24 protein-coding genes are annotated in these 24,433 nt (G+C 36.8%); 7 read left to right on the top strand and 17 right to left on the bottom strand.

The window, feature by feature from the left end; genetic code table 11:
- The 11 genes from vgrG to tyrA all read right to left on the bottom strand — a co-directional run.
- A partial coding sequence (vgrG, locus tag A9G22_RS07880) for a type VI secretion system tip protein VgrG (protein WP_141670008.1) occupies nt 1–1,097 on the bottom strand: 1,097 nt, incomplete at its 3' end.
- Between the two features lie 319 nt (nt 1,098–1,416).
- Nucleotides 1,417–1,842 (bottom strand): F0F1 ATP synthase subunit epsilon, encoded by a 426-nt coding sequence (locus A9G22_RS07875; RefSeq protein ID WP_034948095.1) that lies wholly within the window; start codon nt 1,840–1,842, stop codon nt 1,417–1,419.
- A gap of 39 nt (nt 1,843–1,881) precedes the next feature.
- Nucleotides 1,882–3,264 carry a F0F1 ATP synthase subunit beta gene (atpD, locus tag A9G22_RS07870; protein WP_065587118.1) on the bottom strand — a complete coding sequence of 461 codons (1,383 nt, stop codon included), beginning with the start codon at nt 3,262–3,264 and terminating at the stop codon, nt 1,882–1,884.
- A gap of 47 nt (nt 3,265–3,311) precedes the next feature.
- Entirely contained in the window at nt 3,312–4,181 is an 870-nt protein-coding gene (gene atpG, locus A9G22_RS07865; protein ID WP_065587117.1) for a F0F1 ATP synthase subunit gamma, read from the bottom strand.
- Between the two features lie 14 nt (nt 4,182–4,195).
- Nucleotides 4,196–5,737, bottom strand: coding sequence for a F0F1 ATP synthase subunit alpha (atpA, locus tag A9G22_RS07860; RefSeq protein ID WP_065587116.1), 1,542 nt, complete (start codon nt 5,735–5,737; stop codon nt 4,196–4,198).
- Between the two features lie 11 nt (nt 5,738–5,748).
- Complete coding sequence (atpH, locus tag A9G22_RS07855) at nt 5,749–6,282, bottom strand: F0F1 ATP synthase subunit delta (RefSeq protein WP_065587115.1); 534 nt, start codon at nt 6,280–6,282, stop codon at nt 5,749–5,751.
- Between the two features lie 13 nt (nt 6,283–6,295).
- Nucleotides 6,296–6,766, bottom strand: a complete 471-nt coding sequence (atpF, locus tag A9G22_RS07850; protein ID WP_065587114.1) for a F0F1 ATP synthase subunit B — start codon at nt 6,764–6,766, stop codon at nt 6,296–6,298.
- Between the two features lie 24 nt (nt 6,767–6,790).
- Nucleotides 6,791–7,021, bottom strand: a complete 231-nt coding sequence (gene atpE, locus A9G22_RS07845; RefSeq protein ID WP_065587113.1) for a F0F1 ATP synthase subunit C — start codon at nt 7,019–7,021, stop codon at nt 6,791–6,793.
- A gap of 36 nt (nt 7,022–7,057) precedes the next feature.
- The gene (gene atpB / locus A9G22_RS07840; protein WP_065587112.1) at nt 7,058–7,840 is read right to left on the bottom strand and encodes a F0F1 ATP synthase subunit A; all 783 of its coding nucleotides are present in this window, start codon (nt 7,838–7,840) and stop codon (nt 7,058–7,060) included.
- A 255-nt stretch (nt 7,841–8,095) separates the two neighbouring features.
- Complete coding sequence (glmM, locus tag A9G22_RS07835) at nt 8,096–9,427, bottom strand: phosphoglucosamine mutase (RefSeq protein WP_065587111.1); 1,332 nt, start codon at nt 9,425–9,427, stop codon at nt 8,096–8,098.
- A 145-nt stretch (nt 9,428–9,572) separates the two neighbouring features.
- Nucleotides 9,573–10,694: a bifunctional chorismate mutase/prephenate dehydrogenase gene (gene tyrA, locus A9G22_RS07830; protein ID WP_075508648.1), complete on the bottom strand. Its 1,122-nt coding sequence runs from the start codon at nt 10,692–10,694 to the stop codon at nt 9,573–9,575.
- Nucleotides 10,695–10,809: 115 nt separating this feature from the next.
- On the opposite strand from tyrA, the gene xthA reads away from it, so the two are divergent.
- From xthA to dolP, 3 genes are all read left to right on the top strand, one after another.
- On the top strand, nt 10,810–11,616 hold the full coding sequence (xthA, locus tag A9G22_RS07825; RefSeq protein WP_065587109.1) for an exodeoxyribonuclease III: 807 nt from the start codon (nt 10,810–10,812) through the stop codon (nt 11,614–11,616).
- A 28-nt stretch (nt 11,617–11,644) separates the two neighbouring features.
- Nucleotides 11,645–12,979 carry an exodeoxyribonuclease VII large subunit gene (gene xseA, locus A9G22_RS07820; RefSeq protein ID WP_075508647.1) on the top strand — a complete coding sequence of 445 codons (1,335 nt, stop codon included), beginning with the start codon at nt 11,645–11,647 and terminating at the stop codon, nt 12,977–12,979.
- Between the two features lie 163 nt (nt 12,980–13,142).
- Nucleotides 13,143–13,715, top strand: a complete 573-nt coding sequence (dolP, locus tag A9G22_RS07815) for a division/outer membrane stress-associated lipid-binding lipoprotein (protein WP_065587107.1) — start codon at nt 13,143–13,145, stop codon at nt 13,713–13,715.
- A 48-nt stretch (nt 13,716–13,763) separates the two neighbouring features.
- Here dolP and csdE read toward each other — a convergent pair whose 3' ends face one another.
- From csdE to A9G22_RS07790, 5 genes are all read right to left on the bottom strand, one after another.
- Nucleotides 13,764–14,159 carry a cysteine desulfurase sulfur acceptor subunit CsdE gene (csdE, locus tag A9G22_RS07810; protein WP_065587106.1) on the bottom strand — a complete coding sequence of 132 codons (396 nt, stop codon included), beginning with the start codon at nt 14,157–14,159 and terminating at the stop codon, nt 13,764–13,766.
- A 69-nt stretch (nt 14,160–14,228) separates the two neighbouring features.
- Complete coding sequence (csdA, locus tag A9G22_RS07805) at nt 14,229–15,452, bottom strand: cysteine desulfurase CsdA (protein ID WP_255306898.1); 1,224 nt, start codon at nt 15,450–15,452, stop codon at nt 14,229–14,231.
- Nucleotides 15,409–16,287 (bottom strand): U32 family peptidase, encoded by an 879-nt coding sequence (locus tag A9G22_RS07800; protein WP_065587105.1) that lies wholly within the window; start codon nt 16,285–16,287, stop codon nt 15,409–15,411. Before A9G22_RS07800 ends, csdA begins: the two co-directional genes overlap by 44 nt.
- A 134-nt stretch (nt 16,288–16,421) precedes the next feature.
- On the bottom strand, nt 16,422–17,417 hold the full coding sequence (gene ubiU, locus A9G22_RS07795; protein ID WP_065587104.1) for a ubiquinone anaerobic biosynthesis protein UbiU: 996 nt from the start codon (nt 17,415–17,417) through the stop codon (nt 16,422–16,424).
- A 377-nt stretch (nt 17,418–17,794) separates the two neighbouring features.
- On the bottom strand, nt 17,795–18,511 hold the full coding sequence (locus tag A9G22_RS07790; protein ID WP_065587103.1) for a GntR family transcriptional regulator: 717 nt from the start codon (nt 18,509–18,511) through the stop codon (nt 17,795–17,797).
- Nucleotides 18,512–18,761: 250 nt separating this feature from the next.
- Here A9G22_RS07790 and A9G22_RS07785 point away from each other — a divergent pair, with 250 nt between their 5' ends.
- The 4 genes from A9G22_RS07785 to A9G22_RS07770 all read left to right on the top strand — a co-directional run bounded on the left by A9G22_RS07785 (nt 18,762) and on the right by A9G22_RS07770 (nt 23,628).
- Nucleotides 18,762–20,090 carry a 6-phospho-alpha-glucosidase gene (locus A9G22_RS07785; protein ID WP_065587102.1) on the top strand — a complete coding sequence of 443 codons (1,329 nt, stop codon included), beginning with the start codon at nt 18,762–18,764 and terminating at the stop codon, nt 20,088–20,090.
- 120 nt (nt 20,091–20,210) lie between these two features.
- Nucleotides 20,211–21,785 carry an alpha-glucoside-specific PTS transporter subunit IIBC gene (locus A9G22_RS07780; protein WP_075508646.1) on the top strand — a complete coding sequence of 525 codons (1,575 nt, stop codon included), beginning with the start codon at nt 20,211–20,213 and terminating at the stop codon, nt 21,783–21,785.
- Between the two features lie 165 nt (nt 21,786–21,950).
- Complete coding sequence (locus A9G22_RS07775; RefSeq protein WP_075508649.1) at nt 21,951–22,514, top strand: Sua5/YciO/YrdC/YwlC family protein; 564 nt, start codon at nt 21,951–21,953, stop codon at nt 22,512–22,514.
- 4 nt (nt 22,515–22,518) lie between these two features.
- Nucleotides 22,519–23,628: an anhydro-N-acetylmuramic acid kinase gene (locus A9G22_RS07770; protein WP_065587100.1), complete on the top strand. Its 1,110-nt coding sequence runs from the start codon at nt 22,519–22,521 to the stop codon at nt 23,626–23,628.
- A gap of 24 nt (nt 23,629–23,652) precedes the next feature.
- Here the strand turns inward: A9G22_RS07770 and A9G22_RS07765 are convergent, their stop codons facing one another.
- Nucleotides 23,653–24,432, bottom strand: coding sequence for a Cof-type HAD-IIB family hydrolase (locus A9G22_RS07765; protein ID WP_065587099.1), 780 nt, complete (start codon nt 24,430–24,432; stop codon nt 23,653–23,655).
- Between the last annotated feature and the right edge of the window lies 1 nt (nt 24,433).

The following is a 24,433-nucleotide window of genomic DNA, read 5'->3' as shown; positions in this document are numbered from 1 at the left end:
CCTTTGAGGATAATTTTTTGGCTAATCGCCTGTTCATGGCGAATACGCGCATACCACTGACCGCTTTCAATCTGATTGTCGTGAGTGTTATTGTCATTATCACGATTATCATTATTATCATCATCACCGTTATTATCGCCACGAGTTTGCGAGTTGTCTTGTCCGTGGCTATCTAAGCCTTTATAGTGCTCAGCATAACGATAGTCGCTGCCATAGGTGGTGCGGTCTTTGGGTTGGGTGTTAACTTCCCCCTGTAAATCAGCGAGGGCATCACGGTAGTTATAGTCTTGTACCTTGACTGAGGAGACCACCACTTCACTATGCAAGGTGATATCCCACACACTTTCAACGCCACTATCCGCCATGCCACTGGGCGGTTTATCGTCGATATCATCCACCTGCGCATAGCCTTGCTCATAATCACTTAGCACCATCACATCACAGTGGTGCTCAGCATGCGTTTCAAAGCGAAACCAGATACCGACATCAGCCAATAAGCGTTGAATAAATTCAAGGTCACTCTCTTGCCACTGCGTGATAAACTCCCGCTCAGGATAGCTCTCTTTTAACTCTAGACGGTAATCAATGCCCGTTAAACCATGACTGCGCAGCACTTCTTCAACTACACTCACCACGCTTTGCTGTTGAAATATGGCACTATGTTGCCCCACAGCCAGCCGTGCTAAACACGAGGATAACACCACCTGATAATGGGCTTCCTCTTTATTGACCGATAACTGACTAAACTCGGTAATCACCCCATGTAAGGTGCGCTTATCATTCACCGACGGTAAGTCACGTAACGATGAGATTGTTGACATTAAGCTTTGATACGGTTGATGGATAACAGGATTAAAAGAGAATGTGGCTTTTTGATTAAGCACTGAATCAATGGATAACGCTTTGTCAGAGCTGGTAAAAGTAATCACATAACGCCAAGGCTGGTTTAACGACTCATTACCGTCAACATGCCAAACCGAAATCGGCGAGCGCAGCCCCTCAACAGTTAAGCTATAGCGATTATGGCTAACGCCCCCTAAGCCCGTCACTAATCCGTCCCCAAATTCACCGATTAAGGGATTAAGCGTGTTGTCCATATTGTTTTCCTATTTTCCCTAAAATCTCTATATTTTATTGTTAATGAGGTGATTGGCTTATCGTTATTTATAGTATTGTTTTAAGCATAAACGATAATGGGAACAGAGTATAAACTATTATGAGGTAAAATTTAATGGTTTTTAATTAATGTGTTATTTAATATGAATAATTGTGTTGATTGAATAAGTATGATTTTGCTGTTAAAAGCTTTGTTGAAAAGAAATAGGCAAATTAACTTTTTATAACTTAAGCATTTTTAAAAGGTTGCAACACTATTGAGTTGTAACCTTCTATTTATGACAAACCATCAAAAGCCAATTATTGACCGATACGGCGTGTTAATTCAATAACACGGATTTTTGCCAACGCTTTTGATAGTTCTGCAGATGCTTGTGCAAATGACATATCATCGCTTGGGTGATTTATATGTTCTTGCGCTTGTCTTACTGCTTCTTGTGCTCTTGCTTCATCTAAATCTTCACCACGGATAGCGGTATCAGCTAAGATAGTGACGATATTAGGTTGAACCTCTAAGATGCCTCCAGACAGATAGATAAACTCTTCTTCACCATCCGCTTTCACAATGCCTACCATGCCTGGTTTTATGGTTGTGAGTAGGGGGGTATGACCAGGATAAATCCCAAGTTCACCTTCTTTACCTGTCACTCTGATTCGCTGAACATCACCCGAAAACAGGTGAGATTCAGCACTAACAACTTCTAATTGATAGGAAGTTAGTGCCATAATACGATCTCCATTAATATGATGTGCTCTATGAATCTCTTAGAGAGATTTTGCTTTCTCAATCGCTTCATCAATTGAACCAACCATATAGAATGCTTGTTCAGGGATGTGGTCATAATCACCGTTCATGATTCCTTTAAATGCACTAATCGTGTCTTTCAAAGGTACATATTTTCCTGGTGAACCAGTGAATACTTCTGCAACAAAGAATGGTTGAGATAAGAAACGCTGAATTTTACGAGCACGAGCAACGATCAATTTATCATCTTCTGATAACTCATCCATACCAAGAATCGCAATAATATCTTTTAATTCTTGATAACGTTGTAGAATTGACTGAACACCACGGGCACAATCATAGTGCTCTTGACCAACCACTAAAGGATCTAATTGACGACTAGTTGAATCTAAGGGATCCACTGCCGGATAGATACCTAAAGAAGCAATTTGTCGGCTCAATACGATCGTTGCATCTAAATGAGCAAAGGTTGTTGCTGGTGATGGGTCAGTCAAGTCATCTGCTGGTACATAAACGGCTTGGATTGAAGTGATCGAACCTGTTTTAGTTGATGTAATACGCTCTTGTAGTAAGCCCATTTCTTCGGCTAATGTTGGTTGATAACCCACCGCCGATGGCATACGACCTAATAATGCTGATACTTCAGTACCGGCTAAGGTATAACGGTAAATATTATCGATGAATAATAAAACGTCTTTACCTTCGTCACGGAATTTTTCAGCCATAGTTAAACCCGTTAATGCAACACGTAAACGGTTTCCTGGTGGCTCATTCATCTGACCATAAACTAACGATACTTTATCAAGTACGTTTGATTCTTTCATTTCGTGGTAAAAGTCATTACCTTCACGGGTACGTTCACCCACACCAGTAAATACTGAGTAACCAGAGTGTTCGATAGCGATATTACGGATTAATTCCATCATATTAACGGTTTTACCTACACCCGCCCCACCGAATAGACCTACTTTACCCCCTTTAGCAAATGGACAAATTAAGTCGATAACTTTTATACCAGTTTCAAGTAACTCTGTTGAGTTTGCAAGTTCTTCATAGGTTGGTGCTGCGCGATGAATCGCCCAACGTTCTTCTTCACCAATTGGACCCGCTTTATCGACAGGATCACCAAGTACATTCATAATACGACCCAGTGTTTTTGTCCCCACTGGTACTTCAATGCCGTGGCCTGTGTTTCTAACTTTAAGTCCACGTCTTAAGCCATCAGATGACCCCATTGCGATGCAACAAACAACGCCACCACCTAATTGTTGCTGAACTTCCAGAACTAATTTTTCAGTGCCTGTTTCCACTTCTAATGCATCATATACCTTTGGTACTGCATCTTCTGGGAATTCGACATCAACCACCGCACCGATGATCTGGACAATCTTTCCAGTAGCCATTTTTAATCCTCTACGTCTTTTTCTTAACTATAAGCCAATATTTAGCACTAACCTGAAACAGCGGCTGCACCGGATACAATATCAATCAATTCATTCGTGATAGCACCTTGACGTGCTTTGTTGTACACAATTTGTAATTCATTAATTAGGTTTGCACCGTTATCTGTTGCCGCTTTCATGGCTACCATTCTTGCTGCTTGTTCACTCGCTAAATTATCAACCACTGCTTGGTAGACTTGTGATTCAATATAGCGACGTAAAATCACATCTAATAGTGATTTAGCATCAGGCTCATAAATATAATCCCATGATGAAGCTTTAAGTTCTTTATCTTCTGATGGTGGTAATGGTAATAATTGCTGGATTGTTGGCTTTTGTGACATAGTATTAATAAATTTGTTAGTAACGATATATAATTTATCAATTTTACCGTTGTCATATGCCTCAAGCATTGTTTTTACCGGACCAATTAAATCGGATAAATTGGGTTCATCCCCCAAGTTAGTCACTTGGGTTAAGATGTTTGCTTTTACTGATGAGAAAAACGAAACACCACGCGAACCAACTAAAGCAACATCAGCTTCAACACCTTTTTCCTGCCATGCTGACATGTCAGCAATGACAGTTTTAAATAGATTGATATTTAAACCACCACATAAACCACGATCGGTTGAAATAATAAGGTAGCCAACTCGCTTTACATCTCTTTCTTCTAAATAAGGATGTTTGGCGCCTATCTGAGCTAACGCTAAATGTCCAATTACTTCGCGGATCATTTCGGCATAGGGTCGACTAGCGGCCATTCTATCTTGTGTTTTGCGCATTTTAGAATTGGCAACCATTTCCATTGCTTTAGTGATCTTTTGCGTACTTTGGATACTGGCAATCTTTGTTCTAATCTCTTTTGCATTAGCCATTTGTTACCTCACCCTTACCAAGTTTGAGTCGATTTAAAGCTTTCAAGTAATGCTTTTAGCTTACTTTCAATCTCATCATTGTAATTACCGGTCTCGTCGATTAATTTGACAAAATCGGCATATTGACTATGGGCATAAGCAAGTAATGCTGTTTCAAATGGTAATACTTTAGCCAATTCTACATCTTCAAGATAACCACGTTCAGCGGCGTAAAGTACAATTGCTTGTTCAGCAACAGTCATTGGTGAGTATTGCTTTTGTTTTAACAATTCGGTTACTTTTTCACCGTGGCTTAATTGGTTTCTTGTTGCTTCATCTAAGTCAGATGCAAATTGAGAGAATGCAGCTAATTCACGATACTGTGCAAGCGCAGTACGAATACCACCTGATAGTTTTTTCATTATCTTCGTTTGTGCAGCACCACCCACACGTGAAACCGAAATACCTGGGTTAACCGCAGGACGGATACCTGAGTTAAATAGGCTAGTTTCAAGGAAAATCTGACCATCAGTAATCGAAATTACGTTAGTTGGTACGAATGCCGAAACGTCACCTGCTTGAGTTTCAATAATTGGTAATGCTGTTAATGAACCGGTTTTGCCCTTAACTTCGCCTTTTGTGTACTCTTCAACATAAGTTTCGTTCACACGCGCTGCACGTTCAAGTAAACGAGAGTGAAGATAAAATACATCACCCGGGTAAGCCTCACGTCCTGGTGGACGACGAAGTAATAACGAAATTTGACGATAAGCAACCGCTTGTTTAGATAAATCATCATAAACAATTAATGCATCTTGACCACGATCACGGAAGTATTCACCCATTGCACAACCCGCATAGGGTGCTAAGTATTGTAACGCAGCTGATTCAGACGCCGATGCCACAACCACAATTGTGTTTTTAAGTGCACCATAATCTTCAAGTTTACGCACAACATTGGCAATTGTTGATTGTTTTTGACCAATGGCAACATAAATACATTTTACACCAGAGTCACGTTGGTTGATGATTGCATCAACAGCAAGCGCTGTTTTACCGGTTTGACGGTCACCAATGATAAGCTCACGTTGCCCTCGACCAATTGGAATCATTGAGTCAACAGCTTTATAACCAGTTTGTAATGCTTGGTCAACCGATTTACGATCGATAACACCTGGCGCAACAACTTCGACTGGTGAATAACCATCATTTTGAAGTGAGCCTTTACCATCAATTGGCTCGCCTAGCGTATTAATAACGCGACCTAATAAACCCTCACCAACGGGTACTTGTAAAATACGACCTGTACATTGTACTTTCATACCTTCGGACAAGTCTTCGTATGGTCCCATGACCACCGCACCGACAGAGTCTCTTTCAAGGTTTAATGCCATTGCATATCGGTTACCTGGTAATGCAATCATTTCACCTTGCATTACATCTGTTAATCCGTGGATTCGAAGAATACCATCACTTACCGATATGATAGTTCCTTCATTGTGAGCATCACTCACAATATTGAACTGAGCTATTCGCTCTTTAATTAGTTCACTTATTTCAGTTGAATTTAGCTGCATTATCAGTCCCCTTAAGACTGTAGAGCGTCATTTAAACGATTTAAACGCCCTCTGATACTACTATCAATAACCATGTCGCCCGTACGAATAATAAAACCAGAAATGAGCGTTTTATCTATATGACATTTTAGTTTTACTTTTCGTGATAAACGTTTTTCGACAGCGACAGAAATCTTATTAAGTTGTTCATTTGTTAGCTCACTGGCAGAAATGACTTCCACATCTGCTTGTGATTCTTTATCTAAACAATATTGCTCAAACAAGGTTAATACTTCAGGTAGGAGTGATAACCGTTTGTTTTCAGCCATAATCTTAATAAAGTTAGTGCTAAACTCATCTAACACATCTTGACAGATGTTGATGAGTAAATTAGCCACCGAATCGGTTTTCATGTCAGATGTTAAAATACTTCTTATTTGAGTATCTTTACTCACTTCAGATGTCAACACTAACATTTTATGCCATGATTCGATGCTGTTTTTTTCTACCGCAAAATCAAAAGCGGCTTTAGCATAAGGGCGAGCAATCGTAATTAAGTCAGCCATTGCTCTATTCTCCTTATAGTTCAGCTACGAGTTTATCAATGATGTCGCTATTTGCGGCTTCATTAACAGACCGTTGAATAATTTTTTCTGCACCAGCAATAGCAAGTGTAGCAACTTGTTGTTTGAGCTCTTCTTTAGCTCGTTTACGTTCGGCTTCTACTTCAGCAAGTCCTTGAGCAACAATTCGTTCTTTTTCACGAGAAGCTTCTTGTTTTGCTTCTTCAAGAATGGCTGCTTTACGTTTGTTGGCTTGCTCAATAATTGCATTAGCCTCAACCTTAGCCTGTTGCATTATGTCAGATGTATTTGCTTTGGCTAATTCCAAATCTTTTTTTGCTGTTTCTGCTGAAGCAAGTCCTTCGGCTATCTCTTTTTGGCGTTTTTCAATTGCGCTAATAACAGGAGGCCAAACAAACTTCATACAGAACCAAACAAACAATACAAATGTAATTGCTTGGCCGAGGAGCGTTGCGTTCATATTCATGACACGATTCCTCTTAAATTTTTATTAGCCTGCGACAGCAAAAATAACATAAAGTGCAATACCCACACAGATCATTGGGATAGCATCAACTAGGCCCATAACAATAAAGAATTGAGCACGTAACATAGGCATTAATTCTGGTTGGCGAGCAGCGCCCTCTAAAAATTTGCCACCTAATAAACCAATACCAACTGCACCACCAATTGCAGCTAATCCCATCATAATGCCTGCGGCTACAAATAACATACTATCCATTATATACTCCAGTTTATTATCAAAAAAATATTAAAATTAATGATCTTCCGTTGCCGATGCCATAGCTAAATAGACGATCGTCAACACCATAAAAATAAAAGCTTGTAACGTAATTATTAAAATATGGAAAATGGCCCATGGTAACGATAATACCCACTGTGACCACCAAGGTAATAACGCAGCTATTAAGATGAAGATAAGTTCACCAGCATACATATTCCCGAAAAGTCGAAGTCCTAAAGAAACAGGTTTAGCTAATAGGCTAACTAATTCAAGTACTAAATTGATAGGCGCAAATACCCAGTGATTAAATGGGTGCAAGGTATATTCTTTGATAAAGCCTGAAATACCTTTGTACTTGATTGAATAAATGATGATAAGTGCAAACACGCCTAAAGACATTGACATGGTAATGCTAACATCTGCGGTTGGTACCACTCTTAAATGTGATAGACCTAAATATTGACCTGCATAAGGTAAAAAATCAACCGGGATAAGATCCATTAAATTCATTAAGAAAACCCAAATAAACACTGTTAATGCTAACGGCGCAATGAGCTTATTTTGACCGGTAAACATGTCCTTTACTGTATTGTTGACAAATTCAAAGATCATTTCTACTGCACATTGTAGTTTACTTGGTACGCCACTGGTTGCTTTTTTTGCTACGCGATGGAATATCCATAAAAAAATAACACCCAGTAGGATCGAAAAGAACAATGAGTCAAGATTAAAGGTCCAAAAACCAGAACCGACTTGCAAGTTCTCAAGATGATGCTTGATATAAGCTTGTGGTGAAGCTGGAGAGGAAACTGACATATAACCCTCTTAACCTATTTCTAAAAATAAAAATATTGCTCATGCTTTCGTTTGAAAGATATAAGCAATTGCTGTAATAATCCGAAGTTGCTATTTTAAACCTAATTGCCTATATTAAGTCAACCTTTGATTAAAAAAACTAAGAATTTAGACACTTTTTACTAATTTTGTGTAAATATGCGTAACTTTGCGTATTATTTCAAATCCAATATTACTAAACCACAGTTTGATTAATGAGCATTATTAATGCTATTTTTAAGCTTTAACCGTGGTGGCGATAGTTTCGGCCAATTTTTGTACTTCAACTTTATTGATGCCTTCAACCATGACGCGAATTAGTGGTTCTGTTCCTGATTTACGGATCAATACCCGACCATGATGACCAAGTTGTTTTTCTGCTTGCTCAATTGCCGATTTTACCGTATCACTATTGAGCGGATCATGTTCGCCTGAAAATTGAACATTAATTAATATTTGTGGCAACATTGTCATGCCACTGCACAAATCTGCCAACGACATGTCATTACGTACCATTGCCGCTAGTACTTGTAAACCAGCAACAATACCATCACCCGTGGTGGTTTTATCTAATAGTAAAACGTGCCCCGAATTTTCAGCACCTAAGCGCCAATTTTTCTCGACTAATTTTTCAAGTACATAACGATCGCCTACTTTGGCTCGCACAAAAGGAATACCAAGCTTTTTAAGCGCTATCTCAAGCCCCATATTGCTCATTAAAGTGCCGACAACGCCGCCTTTTAGTTGACCTTGTCTTAATGCTTCGCGTGCAATGATGTAGATAATTAAATCACCATCAATTTTGCAACCTTTATGATCAACCATAATGATGCGATCGCCATCGCCGTCTAATGCAAAACCTAAATCGGCCTTTTCATCAATCACACTTTTAGCTAATGCTTTTACGTCAGTTGCACCACAGTTTTCGTTGATATTAACCCCATTAGGCTCACAGCCAATTTTAATCACTTGTGCACCAAGCTCTCGTAATACTTTAGGCGCGATGTGATAGGTAGCGCCATTTGCACAATCAACAACAATTTTTAATCCTGCCAAACTTAAATCATGATCGAATGTACTTTTACAAAATTCGATATAACGACCTGCTGCATCGGTGATACGGCTTGCTCGGCCGAGTTGTTTGGATTCTACGCAATCGATCTTTTTTTCAAGTTCGGCTTCGATCTCTAATTCGATGGTATCATCAAGCTTTTTTCCTTCGGTTGAAAAGAACTTAATACCATTATCATAAAAAGGATTGTGTGAGGCTGAAATGACTACACCAGCATCAGCACGGAAAGTGCGAGTTAAATATGCAATGGCTGGAGTTGGCATGGGTCCTGTAAAAGCAGCGGCAACGCCTGCGGAAGCAAATCCTGCTTCTAGTGCTGATTCAAGCATATAGCCTGAAATGCGGGTATCTTTACCGATTAATACTTTTTTAACGCCATCTTTGGCAAGCACACGACCCGCTGCCCAGCCTAATTTGAGCGCAAAATCTGGTGTGATAGGATACTCTCCAACTTTACCGCGAATCCCATCGGTACCAAAATATTTTCGTTTAGACATCTAATTCCCTCACACTAATAGTATTGTTTTTGATAACGTTTTATCTGCAACACTTTATTTTATTGCAAATATAACCACTATCTTTTGATAAACACATATTTTAAGTTGTAAAAACTTTCAGGAAAGTATACCGTTTAGTATAAACTTACTCTCGATTATCATTAGCAAATTTTAATAATACTTGGCTCTCTTTAATAAAACGCTCTGCGTAAGAGCCAAACCAAGCGGTAACTTCATTAAAATTCTGGATAAATTTTGTTTTATCGCGGTGTTCAATTATTTTAACCATTTGCCCAAATCGTTCGTAATAGCGTTTGATTAATTCGATATTATCATCCGAAGCCATAATGATATCGGCATAAAGCTCAGGATCTTGAGCAAATAAGCGCCCTACCATCATCAGTTCAAGCCGATAAATCGGTGAGGAAAGTGCGATCAATTGTTCTAAATCAGCCTGTTCACGTTGCAAATTAACGCCATACGAAAAAGAAGTAAAGTGTCGTAATGCTTGGATGAACGACATGCATTTGTCATGCTCTTTGGCATCAATAGCACATAAATTAGCCCCCCAAATACGCATTTGTTCAATTAGCCATTGGCATTTATCTGGGTATCGACCTTCACAGTAAACAATAATTTGTTTGGCTAAATTGGATACATCTGGACCAAACATCGGGTGTAAACCGACAACAGGACCATGATGTTTATCAAGCATAGCTTGGAGTGGTTTGGCTTTTATAGATGTAAAATCCGTTAAAATACAATCTTTCGGTAATTGTGGTAGTTGTTTAATGATTTCACAAGTTTTGTTAATAGGCACAGTCACAATCACTGCCGCTGCATCGGCGACCACTTCGGCAGCTTGATGCATCGTTTTTGATCCTAATGTTTTAACCTGATAGCCAGATAAAGCAAATAAGTGAGCAAATAATCGCCCCATTTGCCCATTGCCGCCAACAATAACTATCGATCCTTGACCTCTATAGACTTTTTTAAAGCCTTTATCATTTTCGCTAATATAAGACTCACGCATTAAACGACGTAAAATATCTTCAATCAATGCGGATGATATACCTGCTTTTTCAGCTTCTTGACGCCTTTTAGCTAGCATTTCTGCTTCACGCTTAGGATCGTAAATAGGAATACCGTGTTTGCTTTTTACTTCGCCAACTTCGGCAACTAATGCTAATCGCTTGGTAATTAAAGATAAAATAGATTTATCAACTTCATCGATTTTATTGCGCAAGGCAAGTAATTCCGTAGACATATTCGGTGATTCCTTTTATCACAAATGGTGGCTTTTATTGTAATAGCTTAACAGTATATCGTATTTTTGTTACGATGCGTATTTAGAACATGGAAACAAATACAATAAATTTATTATGAAAGTTATCTCGTTTAATATTAATAGCCTTCGCGCGCGAATTCATCAATTAGCAGCAATTATTGATACTCACCAACCAGATATTATTGGTTTACAAGAAACGAAGGTTCATAACGATCAGTTTCCTATTGACGAATTAGCACAGTTTGGTTATCACTTATATTATCACGGACAAAAAAGTCACTATGGAGTGGCGTTATTAACTAAGCAAAAACCATTGTCCGTACAGTATGGCTTTCCAACCGATAGTGATGATGCGCAATGTCGTTTGATTATGGCTGAGCTACCAACTAGTCAAGGCAATTTGACGGTAATTAATGGTTATTTTCCTCAAGGTGAAAGTTTACATCATGAAATTAAATATCCTGCTAAACGTAAATTTTATCAGGATTTAATAACCTATATAAATCAGCAACAATTAAGCTGTCAGTTATCTTTAATTATGGGTGATATGAATATTTGCCCAACCGATTTAGATATTGGAATTTTAGAAGAGAGCCGTAAACGTTGGCTACGCACAGGTAAATGTTCATTTTTGCCGGAAGAACGTGAATGGATGAATAGTATAATGTCGCTCGGTTTTATTGATACTTACCGCAATACTCACCCAACTGAGCTTGAATATTCTTGGTTTGATTATCGTTCTAAAGGTTTTGAGACCCATACTGGGCTAAGAATCGATTTAATATTAGCAAGCCAAAAAATGATGGCGCATTGCAAGCAAACTGGGATTGATTATGATATTCGTGCAATGGAAAAGCCATCTGATCATGCGCCAATTTGGGCTCAGTTTGATTTAGTTTAAACTTATCTAGTTATAAAAGGATAACCGCATGCAAAACAGTTCTATTTTATCGGTCAAAGATCTTAATCAAATGGTTAAAGAGCTGCTTTGTGATGCTATTGGTCAAATTTGGTTAATGGGAGAAATTTCAAACTTTTCACGTCCATCATCAGGACATTGGTATTTTTCATTAAAAGACGATAGCGCACAAGTGCGCTGTGCCATGTTTCGCAATAGTAATTTTCGTGCCGGTTTTTCACCACAAAATGGGCAGCAGGTTTTAGTCAGGGCAACAGTGACACTATATGAAGCGCGCGGTGAATATCAGCTGGTTATTGATAAAATTCAACCGGCAGGTGTGGGATTATTGCAGCAAAAGTTTGAACAGCTAAAACAAAAACTGTCTGATGAGGGCTTATTTGATCCTATTTATAAACAACCATTACCTGAAAATATTCGTACCGTTGGTATTATTACTTCGTCAACGGGGGCTGCACTACATGACATTTGTCAGATATTAAAACGCCGTGATCCCAGTTTGGATTTGATTATTTACCCAACGCAAGTGCAAGGCAGCGAAGCGGCAGGGCAAATTGCAAAGATGATTCTCATTGCCAATATTCGTCAAGAATGTGATGTTTTAATCGTTGGACGAGGTGGTGGCTCGCTTGAAGATTTATGGTCATTTAATGAAGAAGTGGTGGCAAGGGCTATTTATTCTAGTCAATTACCCATTGTGAGCGCAGTTGGGCATGAAATTGATTTTACGATTGCCGATTTTGTGGCTGATATGAGAGCAGCAACGCCATCAGCGGCAGCAGAGCTTGTGAGCCGAGATAGTTTAGAACAAGTAAAACGCTTACAAGTTCAAGAACAGCATTTATCCATGGCAATGGATTATTATTTAATGCAATGCCGAGAAAAACTCAATAAATGGCGTCATCAATTACAAACTCAGCATCCACAAGCAAAACTAGAAAAACAATTGAATCAACTATTAAGCTGCCGTCATTCACTCTATGACAATATTCAGCAATATTTACTTAAACTATCAAATCGTCATAATTCACTAGATAGACGATTATTACGAGTATCGCCACAAAATAACATGACTTATTTAGGGCAAGTGGTATGGCAAAAACAGCAGCAACTCATTAATTTAATTAAGCAAAAGTTAACAGAATCACAACATCAATTTGTTTTGCAAACTTCCCAACTCAATAGTGTCAGCCCACTTGCTACACTTGAGCGGGGCTATTCAGTCACTACCAGCCAAAACAACTCAGTGGTGCGTGGCTTTGAGCAAGTTACTGTCGGTGATTTTATAATAACAAGGCTAAAAAAAGGCAAGCTGGTTAGCCAAATTACTGAAATAAAAAAATAGGTAAATACTAGAACAAATTGCAAGCTATTTACTGAAAAAATTATTGATATTTATCTTAATTTTAATAATAAAATTGTTTTGCAAATCAATATCTACAAGGCATAATAAAGGCAAATTTATTGAAATTTGATTATTACTAAGTAATATATCATAAGGAGTTATAATGAAAAAACTTACCTTAATGGTAATCTTTTGTGCATTAACGTTACAAGGTTGTGTTGCTGCAGTGATTGGGGCAGGTGCAGGAGCTACAGCAAAAGTTGCAACAGATCCTCGTACTGCTGGAACTCAAGTTGATGATACTACCCTTAATTCACGTATGGGGATGAAAATAAAGAATCATGGACCAACTTTTATCGGATCACGGATTTTATCAAGCGTTTATAATGGAAATATTCTTTTAACTGGACAAGCAAATAGTCAACAAATTGAAAAAGCCGAAAACCTTGCTTATCAAGTTGAAGGGGTAAAAAAAGTCTATAACCAAATTCGTATTGGTCAACCAGTTAGTGCCGGTACTGTTACGAATGATACATGGATAACCACTAAAGTTAAATCTCAGTTCATTTTAGATGCCAAAACAAAAGCGCGTAATATCAAAGTCGTAACCGAAAATAGTGAAGTGTTTTTAATTGGTATTGTTACGCCAGAAGAAGGTAAAACTGCTGCTGAAATTGCAAGTAAAGTTAATGGCGTAAAAAAAGTTATAACACTATTTACTTATCCTGAAAATTAAACAGTAACTATATGAACGACAGGGGGGCGCATTAGCCAGCCCCCTTTTTTATGCCACCGATTTTATACGTTCAATTAATTTGGCAAGTCCGTGCAAACGTGATTGGCTGAGCTGATCAGAAATTTTTAACTGACTTAATAGGGATTGAAAATCGATTGCTGCAATTTCTTGTGCTGTTTTGTGATTGGCAATGATGATTAAAATGGCTAATAACCCTTTCACAATTCGCCCTTCACTATCGCCACTAAAAATATAGGTATTATCTGCTTGTTTTTGATAAATCAGCCAAACTCGGTTTTCGCAACCATTAACTTGATTTTGCGCTGTCTTTAGTTGTTCATGAAAATCAGGTAATTGCTTTGCTAACATTACCAACTGCCGATAACGATCTTGCCAAGTATGTTGCTTTGCAAATAACTCAGTTAAACTTTGCTGTGATAGCATAATATTGACCTATTTATGGTTGACTATTTTGTAAAAAACTTTCAGGAATCTATACCATTTAGTATAGAATTATACCAATATTTCAATCGCACTTTGCAATACTGAAATAAATTTCTCCACATCTTGCTGATTATTATATGGCATTAATGATAGACGAATTGCACCATGGCAACCTAATTTACTCATCAAAGGCTGAGCACAAAACTCGCCTGTGCGGATCGCAATATTTTGTTCACTTAACAAGATAGCAATATCATTATGATGAATATTGTTAAGATTAAACGTGATGATCGGGCTACTATCCACACTATAAAATTGAATATCCGCAAATTGGTTTAGTTGTGATTTTGCGTAGAAAGCGAGCTGCTTTGTGTAGTTCTCTGCTTGCTTATTATCCCAACTTTTTAACCATTCAAGTGTTGCATTAAAACCAAGAATGCCAGCAATATTGGGTGTACCTGCTTCAAATTTATAGGGAGGATCTTCTTGAATAAAATCATTAAACGAGGTGCTTTTTAGCATTTTACCGCCACCATGCCAAACCGACATTTGCTCAAATAAGGCTTTTTTACCATATAAAACACCAAGACCCGTTGGTCCATACAATTTATGCGCTGAAAAAGCATAAAAATCGATATCTAATTGCTGAGCATCAAGCGCATGATGAACTATGCCTTGAGCTCCATCAACAACTAAAATCGCATTATGTTGATGCACAAGGTGGCTAATTGTTGCTAAATCAGGACAAAATCCAGTTACGTTTGACATTTGGGTTATTGCAACAAGTTTAGTTTTTACTGACAATAGTGATAATAATTCATCAATATCCGATGACCATTTTATGACTTTAGCACCCGTTTGCTTAGCAACAATTAGCCAAGGTAATAAATTGCTATGATGCTCTAATTCACTCACAATAATTTCATCATCAGGTTGTAGCAATGGGCGAGCATAGCTTTGCGCAATGAGGTTGATTGATTCAGTTGCTCCGCGAGTCCAGATAATTTCAGTGCTGTTATTAGCATGAATTAAATCGGCAACATTTTGCCTTGCCTTATCAATTGTTGCGGTGACTTGCAAGGCAGTATTATGCAAACTACGCTGGGCTGTTGCGGTATTTTCTAAATAGTAGGCAAGCGTTGCATCAATCATCTGTTGTGGTTTAAGTGCGGTTGCTGCCGAGTCAAGATAGACGCTTTCACTATTAAGTGCAGGGAAATTTGCCCTAAATTGTTCAGGCAGAAAATATTTATTGGGTAAGTTCAAGTCCGGCAATACCATTCCAGTAACCATTACAATCTCGTTTATGTTCAATTTGCAGTGGATTTAATCCATCTTCGTTAGCTTTAAACTGCTTTACAATATCGAGTGTTTCAAGACCAAGTGGTGAAATTCTTACGATATCGACTAAACCTTTCATCTCTTTGAGATTATTACCTAAGTTATAACAATAACCACTTTGAGTCTGAATACCGTTTAACACAAATACTTTCTGCTGTTCTTGTGAGAACACTTCACGACCAACCGGATACTTAATGCAGCAAGTTTCACACTTATCTTTTGGTTTATCTTCCGATCTTGCGGTAAAACAGCGAGCCGAATAAGCTAAGGGTAAATAGCCGTAACTGAAAACTTCAACGTCAAAATTTCGTTCAACATTTAAACTTTCAAGCTGATTAAGTACATTCGCTAACCAGTCACGAGAAAGCTCAACTGGCATACACCAACGTACCATCCCTTGTTTTTGTAATAATCTTAATGTTAATGCGTTATAACAGTTAATAGCAGGGCCTGCAACAAATGGTAATTTATGCTCCTGCGCAATATTAATGGCGGCTAAATCATTTGCTTCTACTAAAAAATCGCCATTATTCACTAACTGCCGTAAGTCGTTTAATTCTGATGGCGCTTCAAGTAACGCTAAGGTTGAAAGTACCACTTGTTTGCCCGATTTAGCAATCTCTTTTGCGAGTTCAAGCCAGTTTGGCACTTTCATTTCACGGCGTTTAGTACACACCGTTTCGCCCATATAAATAATATCGGCTTCGCTATTTTTTGCGGCGTGATAAAACGCTTCTGTTGTGGTTTTAGGCCAATAATAAAGCACTGGTCCTAATGCGTATTTCATAGTTTTGCTCACTATATTTATGTTAGATTTACTCACTAATTAAAGCTGACGCTACTGGTTCATTGCATAGGCAAAATTGAGAAAAGACTAAAGCATGTCCTTTTAAGAATTATCTTTCGATAATTAATGTTACCCTATTGCCATTTACGGTGATAAGCACCTAATGTTGTTTGTGTTCCTTCTGATACTGAACCAAGCATATCCATCCAACTTTTTTCTGCTTGGTATGATTGCGGATTAGCTTTATAGCGATCGATAGCTTGTCGCCATACTTTAGTCACTTGCTCGACATAAGCAGGGCTACGTTGACGCCCTTCAATTTTAACCGAGGCAATATTAGCAGCAAACAGTTCAGGTAATAGCTCAATGGTATTTAGGCTGGTTGGTTCCTCGATTGGATGATAAAGCGCGTCACCAACAAAATAACGCCCTTTACATAGGGTTGGATAACCTGCATTTTCGCCTTTTTTATGGCAATCAATTAACACATTATTCAATCGTGACTCAAGGCCTTTTTCGGTCTCTTCCCAACGGACAAATTTAGCTGGCGAACAAGCCCCAACAGTATTAGGCGATTCACCGGTTAAATAAGATGACAAATAGCAGCGACCTTCCGCCATAATGCACAGGCTACCAAAAGCAAACACTTCAAGTGGAACAGGGGAAACTTGTGATAGTTGTTTGACTTGATGTATCGAAAGTACACGCGGTAACACTATGCGATGTACCTGAAAATTATTATAGTAAAACTTAATCGACTCTTCATTGGTCGATGACGCTTGCACAGAAACATGACGCTCAAGATTAGTATATTTTTCAGCGGCATAATCAAGCATAGCCAGATCGGCAATAATTAACGCATCAGCACCAATATTGGCTGCAGTATCAACCGCATATTGCCAACGCTGAAAATTTTCTGGGTGGGCAAAAGTATTAATGGCAATATGTAACTTTTTGCCACGTTTATGTACATAATCAGATGCTTCAATCAATCGCTTCTCATTAAAATTTAAACCAGCAAAATGACGGGCATTGGTATCATCTTTTAAACCAATATAAACAGCATCAGCGCCATTATCAATGGCCACTTTTAGTGATGGTAAAGATCCTGCTGGACAAAGGAGTTCCATAATTATTCCTAACTTGATTTCGGTAGTTTAAACGCCCTGTATTATGCAATAATTCCGAGTGTAATGCGAATAGAAAGCAATGTTACGGACAAAAAAGTAGTATCTGTTAAATAGTCATGTTAATTTCTATCAAAAAAGAGATATTAGTCATGAGCATAATTAAAAACATTTAATCATCAAAACGTTGAATGTAACCTTTAGCTCGTGTTGTTGAGTCATAAAAAATACTTTTATGACAATATGCTGCTAGATTGGTGCATTTAAAACGGTTAAAACAGTATTTATAAAAAATGTTTTTACTTAGACTGGAAGTCTAATGTAGTATTTATCCGTTTATTATAAATACAAATTAAATTGTGTATTGTTAAAATTGACGTTCATTCCAAACCTCTGCGTGCAATATATTCAAACCGATATTGGAAACCCCTTAAATATTGAATACTGTATTCAAATATTTCCCCACTAACTAATTCACTGGTCGAACGTAGGCGTAGTACAGGATAGTTTGTTTCGATATTTAAATGCTTAGCAACAATGCTAGTAGCTAAAACGGGCTTTAAGTCTTGCTTGCTATGGGATATCTGATAACCTTTTTGTTTTTCAATATAGTGATATTTTGATGTCTGCATTACTTTAACACTAAGATCAGTAAATAGTGATAATGGCATATAACTTTGTTCTAAAATTTCAGGTTCATCATCAATTGTTCTAATACGTACTATAGAATATACCTGCGTACCAATTCCAATTTTTAGATTATCTGCAATAACGGGTTGTGCTTGCTCTAACTGAAAATGTATTACTTTTGTACCTGAAATTCGTCCTTGTGAGGTAATATTTTCGTCAAATCCTTTTAATTGAAAGGCATCATGTTTGTCAGAATTACATTTTACATAAGTACCGCTGCCTTTGATTCTCTCTAATAATCCCTGTTTTTCAAGCAATTCAAGGGCTTTACGAACCGTGACACGACTCACATTATATATATCTTGTAAAGAATGTTCTGTTGGTAGTACATCTTCAACATTTAATTCGCCAGAACGAATTTTTTTTTCAATAGTTTCAGCAATTTGTCGGTATAGTGGTTTACTCACGGCAATATCCTACATATCAAATTTTCATTATATTAACATTGAATAATTAAAATAGCATCAAATGAAAAATTTATTATTAATCAATTATCAAATATAGTAGAGCGTATTATTTAATACATTTTACTAACAACAAAAAATTTTTGTGATCCTTTTCACATTTGTATTAAATAAGTATTATTATAAATAAAACTTATTGATAACATGTTTTAACTAAATTTTTATTTAACAAGTACAATTTAGGGAACATGCTATGAAAAAGATTAATTTAACTGTTGTTGGTGCTGGTAGTACTTATACCTTAGGTATTATGAGAAGTCTTGTAACAGAAAAAGAGAACTTTCCATTAAGAAGAGTTGTTTTTTATGATATTGATGCAGCTCGCCAAGAGTTAAATGCAAAAGCAACTGAAATCATGTTTAAAGAACTCTATCCAGAAATTGAAGAGTTTACTTATACAACAGATAAAAAAGTCGCTTTTGAAAACTCTGATTTCTTTTTTATGCAAATTCGTTCAGGTGGTTTAAAAATGCGTGAACGTGATGAACAAATCCCATTGTCTTATCACTGTGTAGGTCAAGAAACTTGTGGTGCAGGCGGCATGGCTTATGGATTGCGTTCAATTGGGGATATGATTGAACTTATACGTGAAATTCGTTCATATCAAAAGAATGCTTGGATTTTAAACTATACCAATCCAGCAGCGCTTGTTGCCGAAGCCTTAAACCGAGAATTTCCTGACGATAATCGAATCTTAAACATTTGTGATATGCCTGCAGCAATCATGGTAAGTTATGCAAAATTACTTAACTGTGAGATTTGGGATTTTGTACCAGAATACTTTGGGTTAAATCATTATGGTTGGTTTACAAAAGTTAAAAATAAACAAGGCGAAGATTTAACCCAACGAATTAAAAATATTATCTTAAAAGATGGTATTAAAGCTGTTGACTCAATTATAGCTAATGATCCTTCGTGGCAAGCAACGTTTAAAAACATGGAAACCATGTTAAGAGATAACCCTGAATTTTTACCAAATACTTATTTACAATACTATTTATATCCAGAAAAAATGGTGAGTAAAGAAGATATTAATAATACTCGCGCGCGTCAAGTTATCAATGGTCGTGAAAAAAATGTATTTGAAATGTGTAAACGTATTATTGAAAAAAGCTCCATTGCTGGTGAAGAAATCCATGATGATATTCATGGTCGTTATATGATTCGAGTTGCAGCATCGCTAGCCTATAACAAAGGAGATATTTATCTTGTGATTGTCCCAAATAAAGGCGTTATTAGTAACATACAAGATGATGCAATGGTTGAAGTACCATGTATGTTAACCTCTGATGGTCCTAAAGCTTTTGCTATTGGTAAGATCCCAACATTCCAAAAAGCGATGATTGAAATCCAATTAGGTTATGAAAAATTAGTTGTTGATGCCTGGTACGAAGGCTCTAAACAAAAATTAATCAATGCATTAACACTAAATAGAACGGTTGTTAATGTCCCTAAAGCAAAAGCAATCGTTGAAGAAATATTGAACGAAAATAAAGATTATTTGCCTCAGTTTTTTAAATAATACTTTTATATCAATAATGAATAATACTAAAGTTTCGATTAATGCTTAGTGATATTCATAAATATGCGTATGACTATTTTAAAATAATGAAGTCAATATATTAATAAAAGGTTAATGTATATGAGAAACACAATTCAACGTTTTGGGGCAGCAATGTTTGTTCCTGTTTTACTCTTTCCTGCTGCTGGTATTTTATTGGGATTGACTGTTGTTTTACTGAATCCTCATTTATTCCCCTTTGCCATAGAAGGGTCTATTTATGTCAAAATTGTTAATGTATTCCAAAAAGCATCGCTGGTTTTATTTCAAAATATGCCTATGCTGTTTGCTCTTGGCTTACCGATTGCATTAGCAAAAAGGGCATCTGGTCGAGCCGTCTTAGCTGCTTTTATCTCTTATTTAACATTTAACTATTTTATTGGAGGGATTCTTGATATTTGGAGTGAACAACTTGAAATCAATTACCAAGTTGGGCAAACAGGATTAACTCAAATTGGGGGTGTATTAACATTAGATACTTCAATTGTTGGCTCTATTATAACTGCAGCTTTTACCGTTTGGATTCATAATCGCTATTTTGATTTACGTTTACCAGAATGGGTAAATGTATTTACGGGTACTCCCTTAATCGTTATTATCTGTTTTCCTTTAATGCTTATATTAGCTATATTGACGGTATTAATTTGGCCTCCAATTCAAAACGGAATTCAAACTTTACAGAGTTTCATTTTAAATTCAGGTGTGATTGGAGTATGGCTATTTACATTTTTAGAACGCATTTTAATTCCTACAGGATTACATCACTTTATTTATGGACCAATTTATTTTGGTCCCATTGTCACTGATGGCGGAACAGTTAATTATTGGATTTCTCATATTTCTGAATTTGCTACTAGCACAAAAACATTAAATGAATTATTCCCTCAGGGTGGATTTATGTTAATCGGGATGGGGAAAGTATTTGGTTGTGCTGGTATTTCAATGGCTATTTACGCAACAGCAAAACCAGAAAATAAAAAAATGGTATCTGGATTGTTAATTGGCGCAACAATTACCGCTATTTTGACAGGGATTACTGAACCAATTGAATTTACTTTTATCTTTATCGCTCCTATGTTATTTGTTGTTCACGCATTTTTGGCTGCATCAATGTCCACAATCATGTATATGTTTGGTATATCGGGAAATTTCTACTTAGGCATTATTGATTTTATCTTTCAAAATTGGTTACCACTTGGTGCAAATCATTGGGAGGTTTATGCCATTCAAATAGCTATTGGTTTAACTTTTACTGTCATTTATTTCTTTGTGTTTAAGTTTTTAATTATTAGATTCAATCTTATGACTCCTGGGCGCTCAGATAAAAATATTAAACTATTTACTAAATCGGATTATAAAAAAAATAAAAACCAAAAAGTCAACAAATCTAAGACAGACTCTGTCACTATTGATAGTGTAACACAACAAGCCATTGCCTTTATTGAAGGATTAGGAGGTAAAGGAAATATTACACAATTAACTAATTGTGCGACCCGTTTACGTATTAAAGTAAATAAACCCGAATTAGTTCAGGAAGTAGATTATTTCCAAAACCATGGCGCAATAAATGTTGTATACAAAGGACAGTCATTACAAATCATTGTGGGTTTAACCGTACCTCAAGTTAGAGAGGAAATGAGTACTTTTCTGAAGTAAATAATTTGGTGAAAATTAGTAAAAAATATTATGCCATTAATTAGAGGAAAGCTTTATCCCTTTTTTGACTATCATCATTTAAAGGCGTAAGTCATGCGGATTTGCAAAACCAAAGACCTAGGTTTAATATACATCTCAATTGTACTCAGCTCGTATTCAAATTTAATGGCTAATTTATTAACATTATCCGAAATCAATAATTACTTAAAAAATGGTGAAGTGATCGCTTACCCAACTGAAGCCGTTTTTGGTCTAGGGTGTGATCCAGATTGCGAATCAGCCGTATTAAAATTGTTACAACTAAAACAACGATCAATAGATAAAGGCTTGATTTTAATTGCCAGCCATTACCTACAACTAATTCCCTATATAGATGAATCAGCCATCACTAACGAGCAAAAACAGTTAGCGCTTACTAACTGGCCTGGACCTGTTACTTGGGTTTTTCCTAAAAATAAAAATACGCCTTATTTTTTGACTGGAAAATTTGATTCCATTGCAGTACGCGTCACCAATCATCCTTTAGTTTGTAAGCTTTGTGATCTTTATGGCAAACCGATAGTGTCAACCAGTGCTAATCTTTCTGCTCATAATCCTTGCAAAACAGCCATCGAAGTCGCCAAACAGTTTGGTCAAGAATTTCCTATTTTAGATGGTGTAACAGGTCATCGATCACAACCATCGAAAATAAAAGACATCAAAACGGGCCAAATAATTCGGCAAGGGTAACTTTATGCAAAATTTATATATTGGTGTGATGTCAGGTACTAGCATGGATGGAGTTGATATTGCTTTAGTGAATATTACCGCAAAAAATGTCATATCATCAATAGCTAGCAACTGCTATCCAATGCCCGCCGATTTAAAACAGCATTTACTAAAATTATGTGAAACTCAACAAACCACATTACAGAATTTAGGTGAGATAGATCACCTAATTGGCAAACTGTTTGCTGATAGTATAAATAATTTTTTAAAAGAAAATCATATTGATAAACAAAAAATTAAAGCTATTGGCTGTCACGGACAAACAATTTACCATTCACCAAATGGTGATAATCCTTTTACCTTACAAATTGGTGATGCCAATATCATTGCCGCAAAAACAGGTATAACCACTATTGCTGATTTTCGTCGTAAAGATATGGCTTATGGTGGACAAGGTGCGCCTCTTGTTCCTGCTTTTCACAAAGCAGTGCTACAAGATCCACAAATAAATCGCGTGGTACTAAATATCGGCGGTATGAGTAACATTTCGGTATTAATACCCAATCAAACCATCCTAGGTTATGATACTGGTCCAGGTAATGTATTACTGGATGGTTGGATAAAAGAGCACTTAGGTAAAAACTATGATAAGGGCGGATTATGGGCAAAAACCGGTAAAATAAACCAAGACTTATTAAATCTTTTATATCAAGAAGACTATTTTCAAATACCCGCTCCCAAAAGTACAGGACGAGAACTATTTAACTTATCCTGGCTCTATAAAAAATTAGCTGGAACACATTTAAAAGCACAAGATATTCAAGCAACACTCGTTGAATTTACCGCTTTATCCATTGCCAATGAAATGAATAAATTACCTATAGTAAGCACATTACCTTGTGAGCTTTTAGTTTGTGGTGGAGGTGCTAAAAATCCACTAATTATGCAAAGATTATCGGCTTTATTACCCTCATGGGCCGTATTAACGACCGATACAAAAGGTATAAGTGGAGACGATATGGAGGCAATAGCCTTTGCTTGGCTTGCTTATTGTCGAATCAATAATATTCCATCAAACATTCCAGAGGTAACAGGCGCAAGTCAAGCTGTTTGTTTAGGAGTTTATTATCAATAAACTAAAAATACAGACAATTTTTGATTAAATCAATCCAAAATGTTGTAACCCTTTAGCTATTCCATCATTATCATTAGTCTCTGTAACAAACTCAGCTTGCGCTTTTAATTCATCAACCGCATTACCCATAGCAATAGGATGATCAACGGTTAAGAACATTTCAAAATCATTCATGCCATCACCAAAAGCATAGGTTGGCACATCAGTGAAACCTTTATTTTTTAATAATTGAGTAATACCATAACCTTTAGAACCACCATGATTGAAAACATCAACACAGTAAGGTGTATTACGAATAAAGGTTAACTCAGGGAAGATATCTCGATAAAGCGCCTCACCTGATTCACAAAGTAATAAAAGCATCTGAATAGGTGATTTTAAATAAATCTGATCATCGACAGGCGGAACTTGTTCTTTTAGGAAATGATAAAATTTTTTAGTGGGTTGACTATTTTGCGACACTCGCATAATTTCGTGATTATAAAAAGACAACGGAATACCGGTTTGCTGTTTAGAGTATTGATACAAACGATCGATAACGCCCTTATCAATATCATTAGTAAAGACCTTTTCGCCTTGATATAAAACAACTTGCCCATTCATGCCAATTATCGACTCAATTTGAGTCTTTTTCATTAAATCAACCACTTCACAAGGTGTTCGACCCGTTGCAATCATTGGTGTAATATTATTTTGTTTTAATTTTTTTATAGCTTCAAAAGAGCTGGGTAACACATCGATTTGGCTATTAAATAATGTCCCATCTAGATCAAAAAAAACAATAGCTTCAGGTTTTTGACTCATA

The organism is Gilliamella sp. App2-1, from assembly GCF_001690255.1.
GTDB lineage: Bacteria > Pseudomonadota > Gammaproteobacteria > Enterobacterales > Orbaceae > Gilliamella > Gilliamella apicola_G.
The sequence above is the reverse complement of the archived record's forward strand: the minus strand, read 5'-3'. Positions and strand labels throughout refer to the sequence as shown.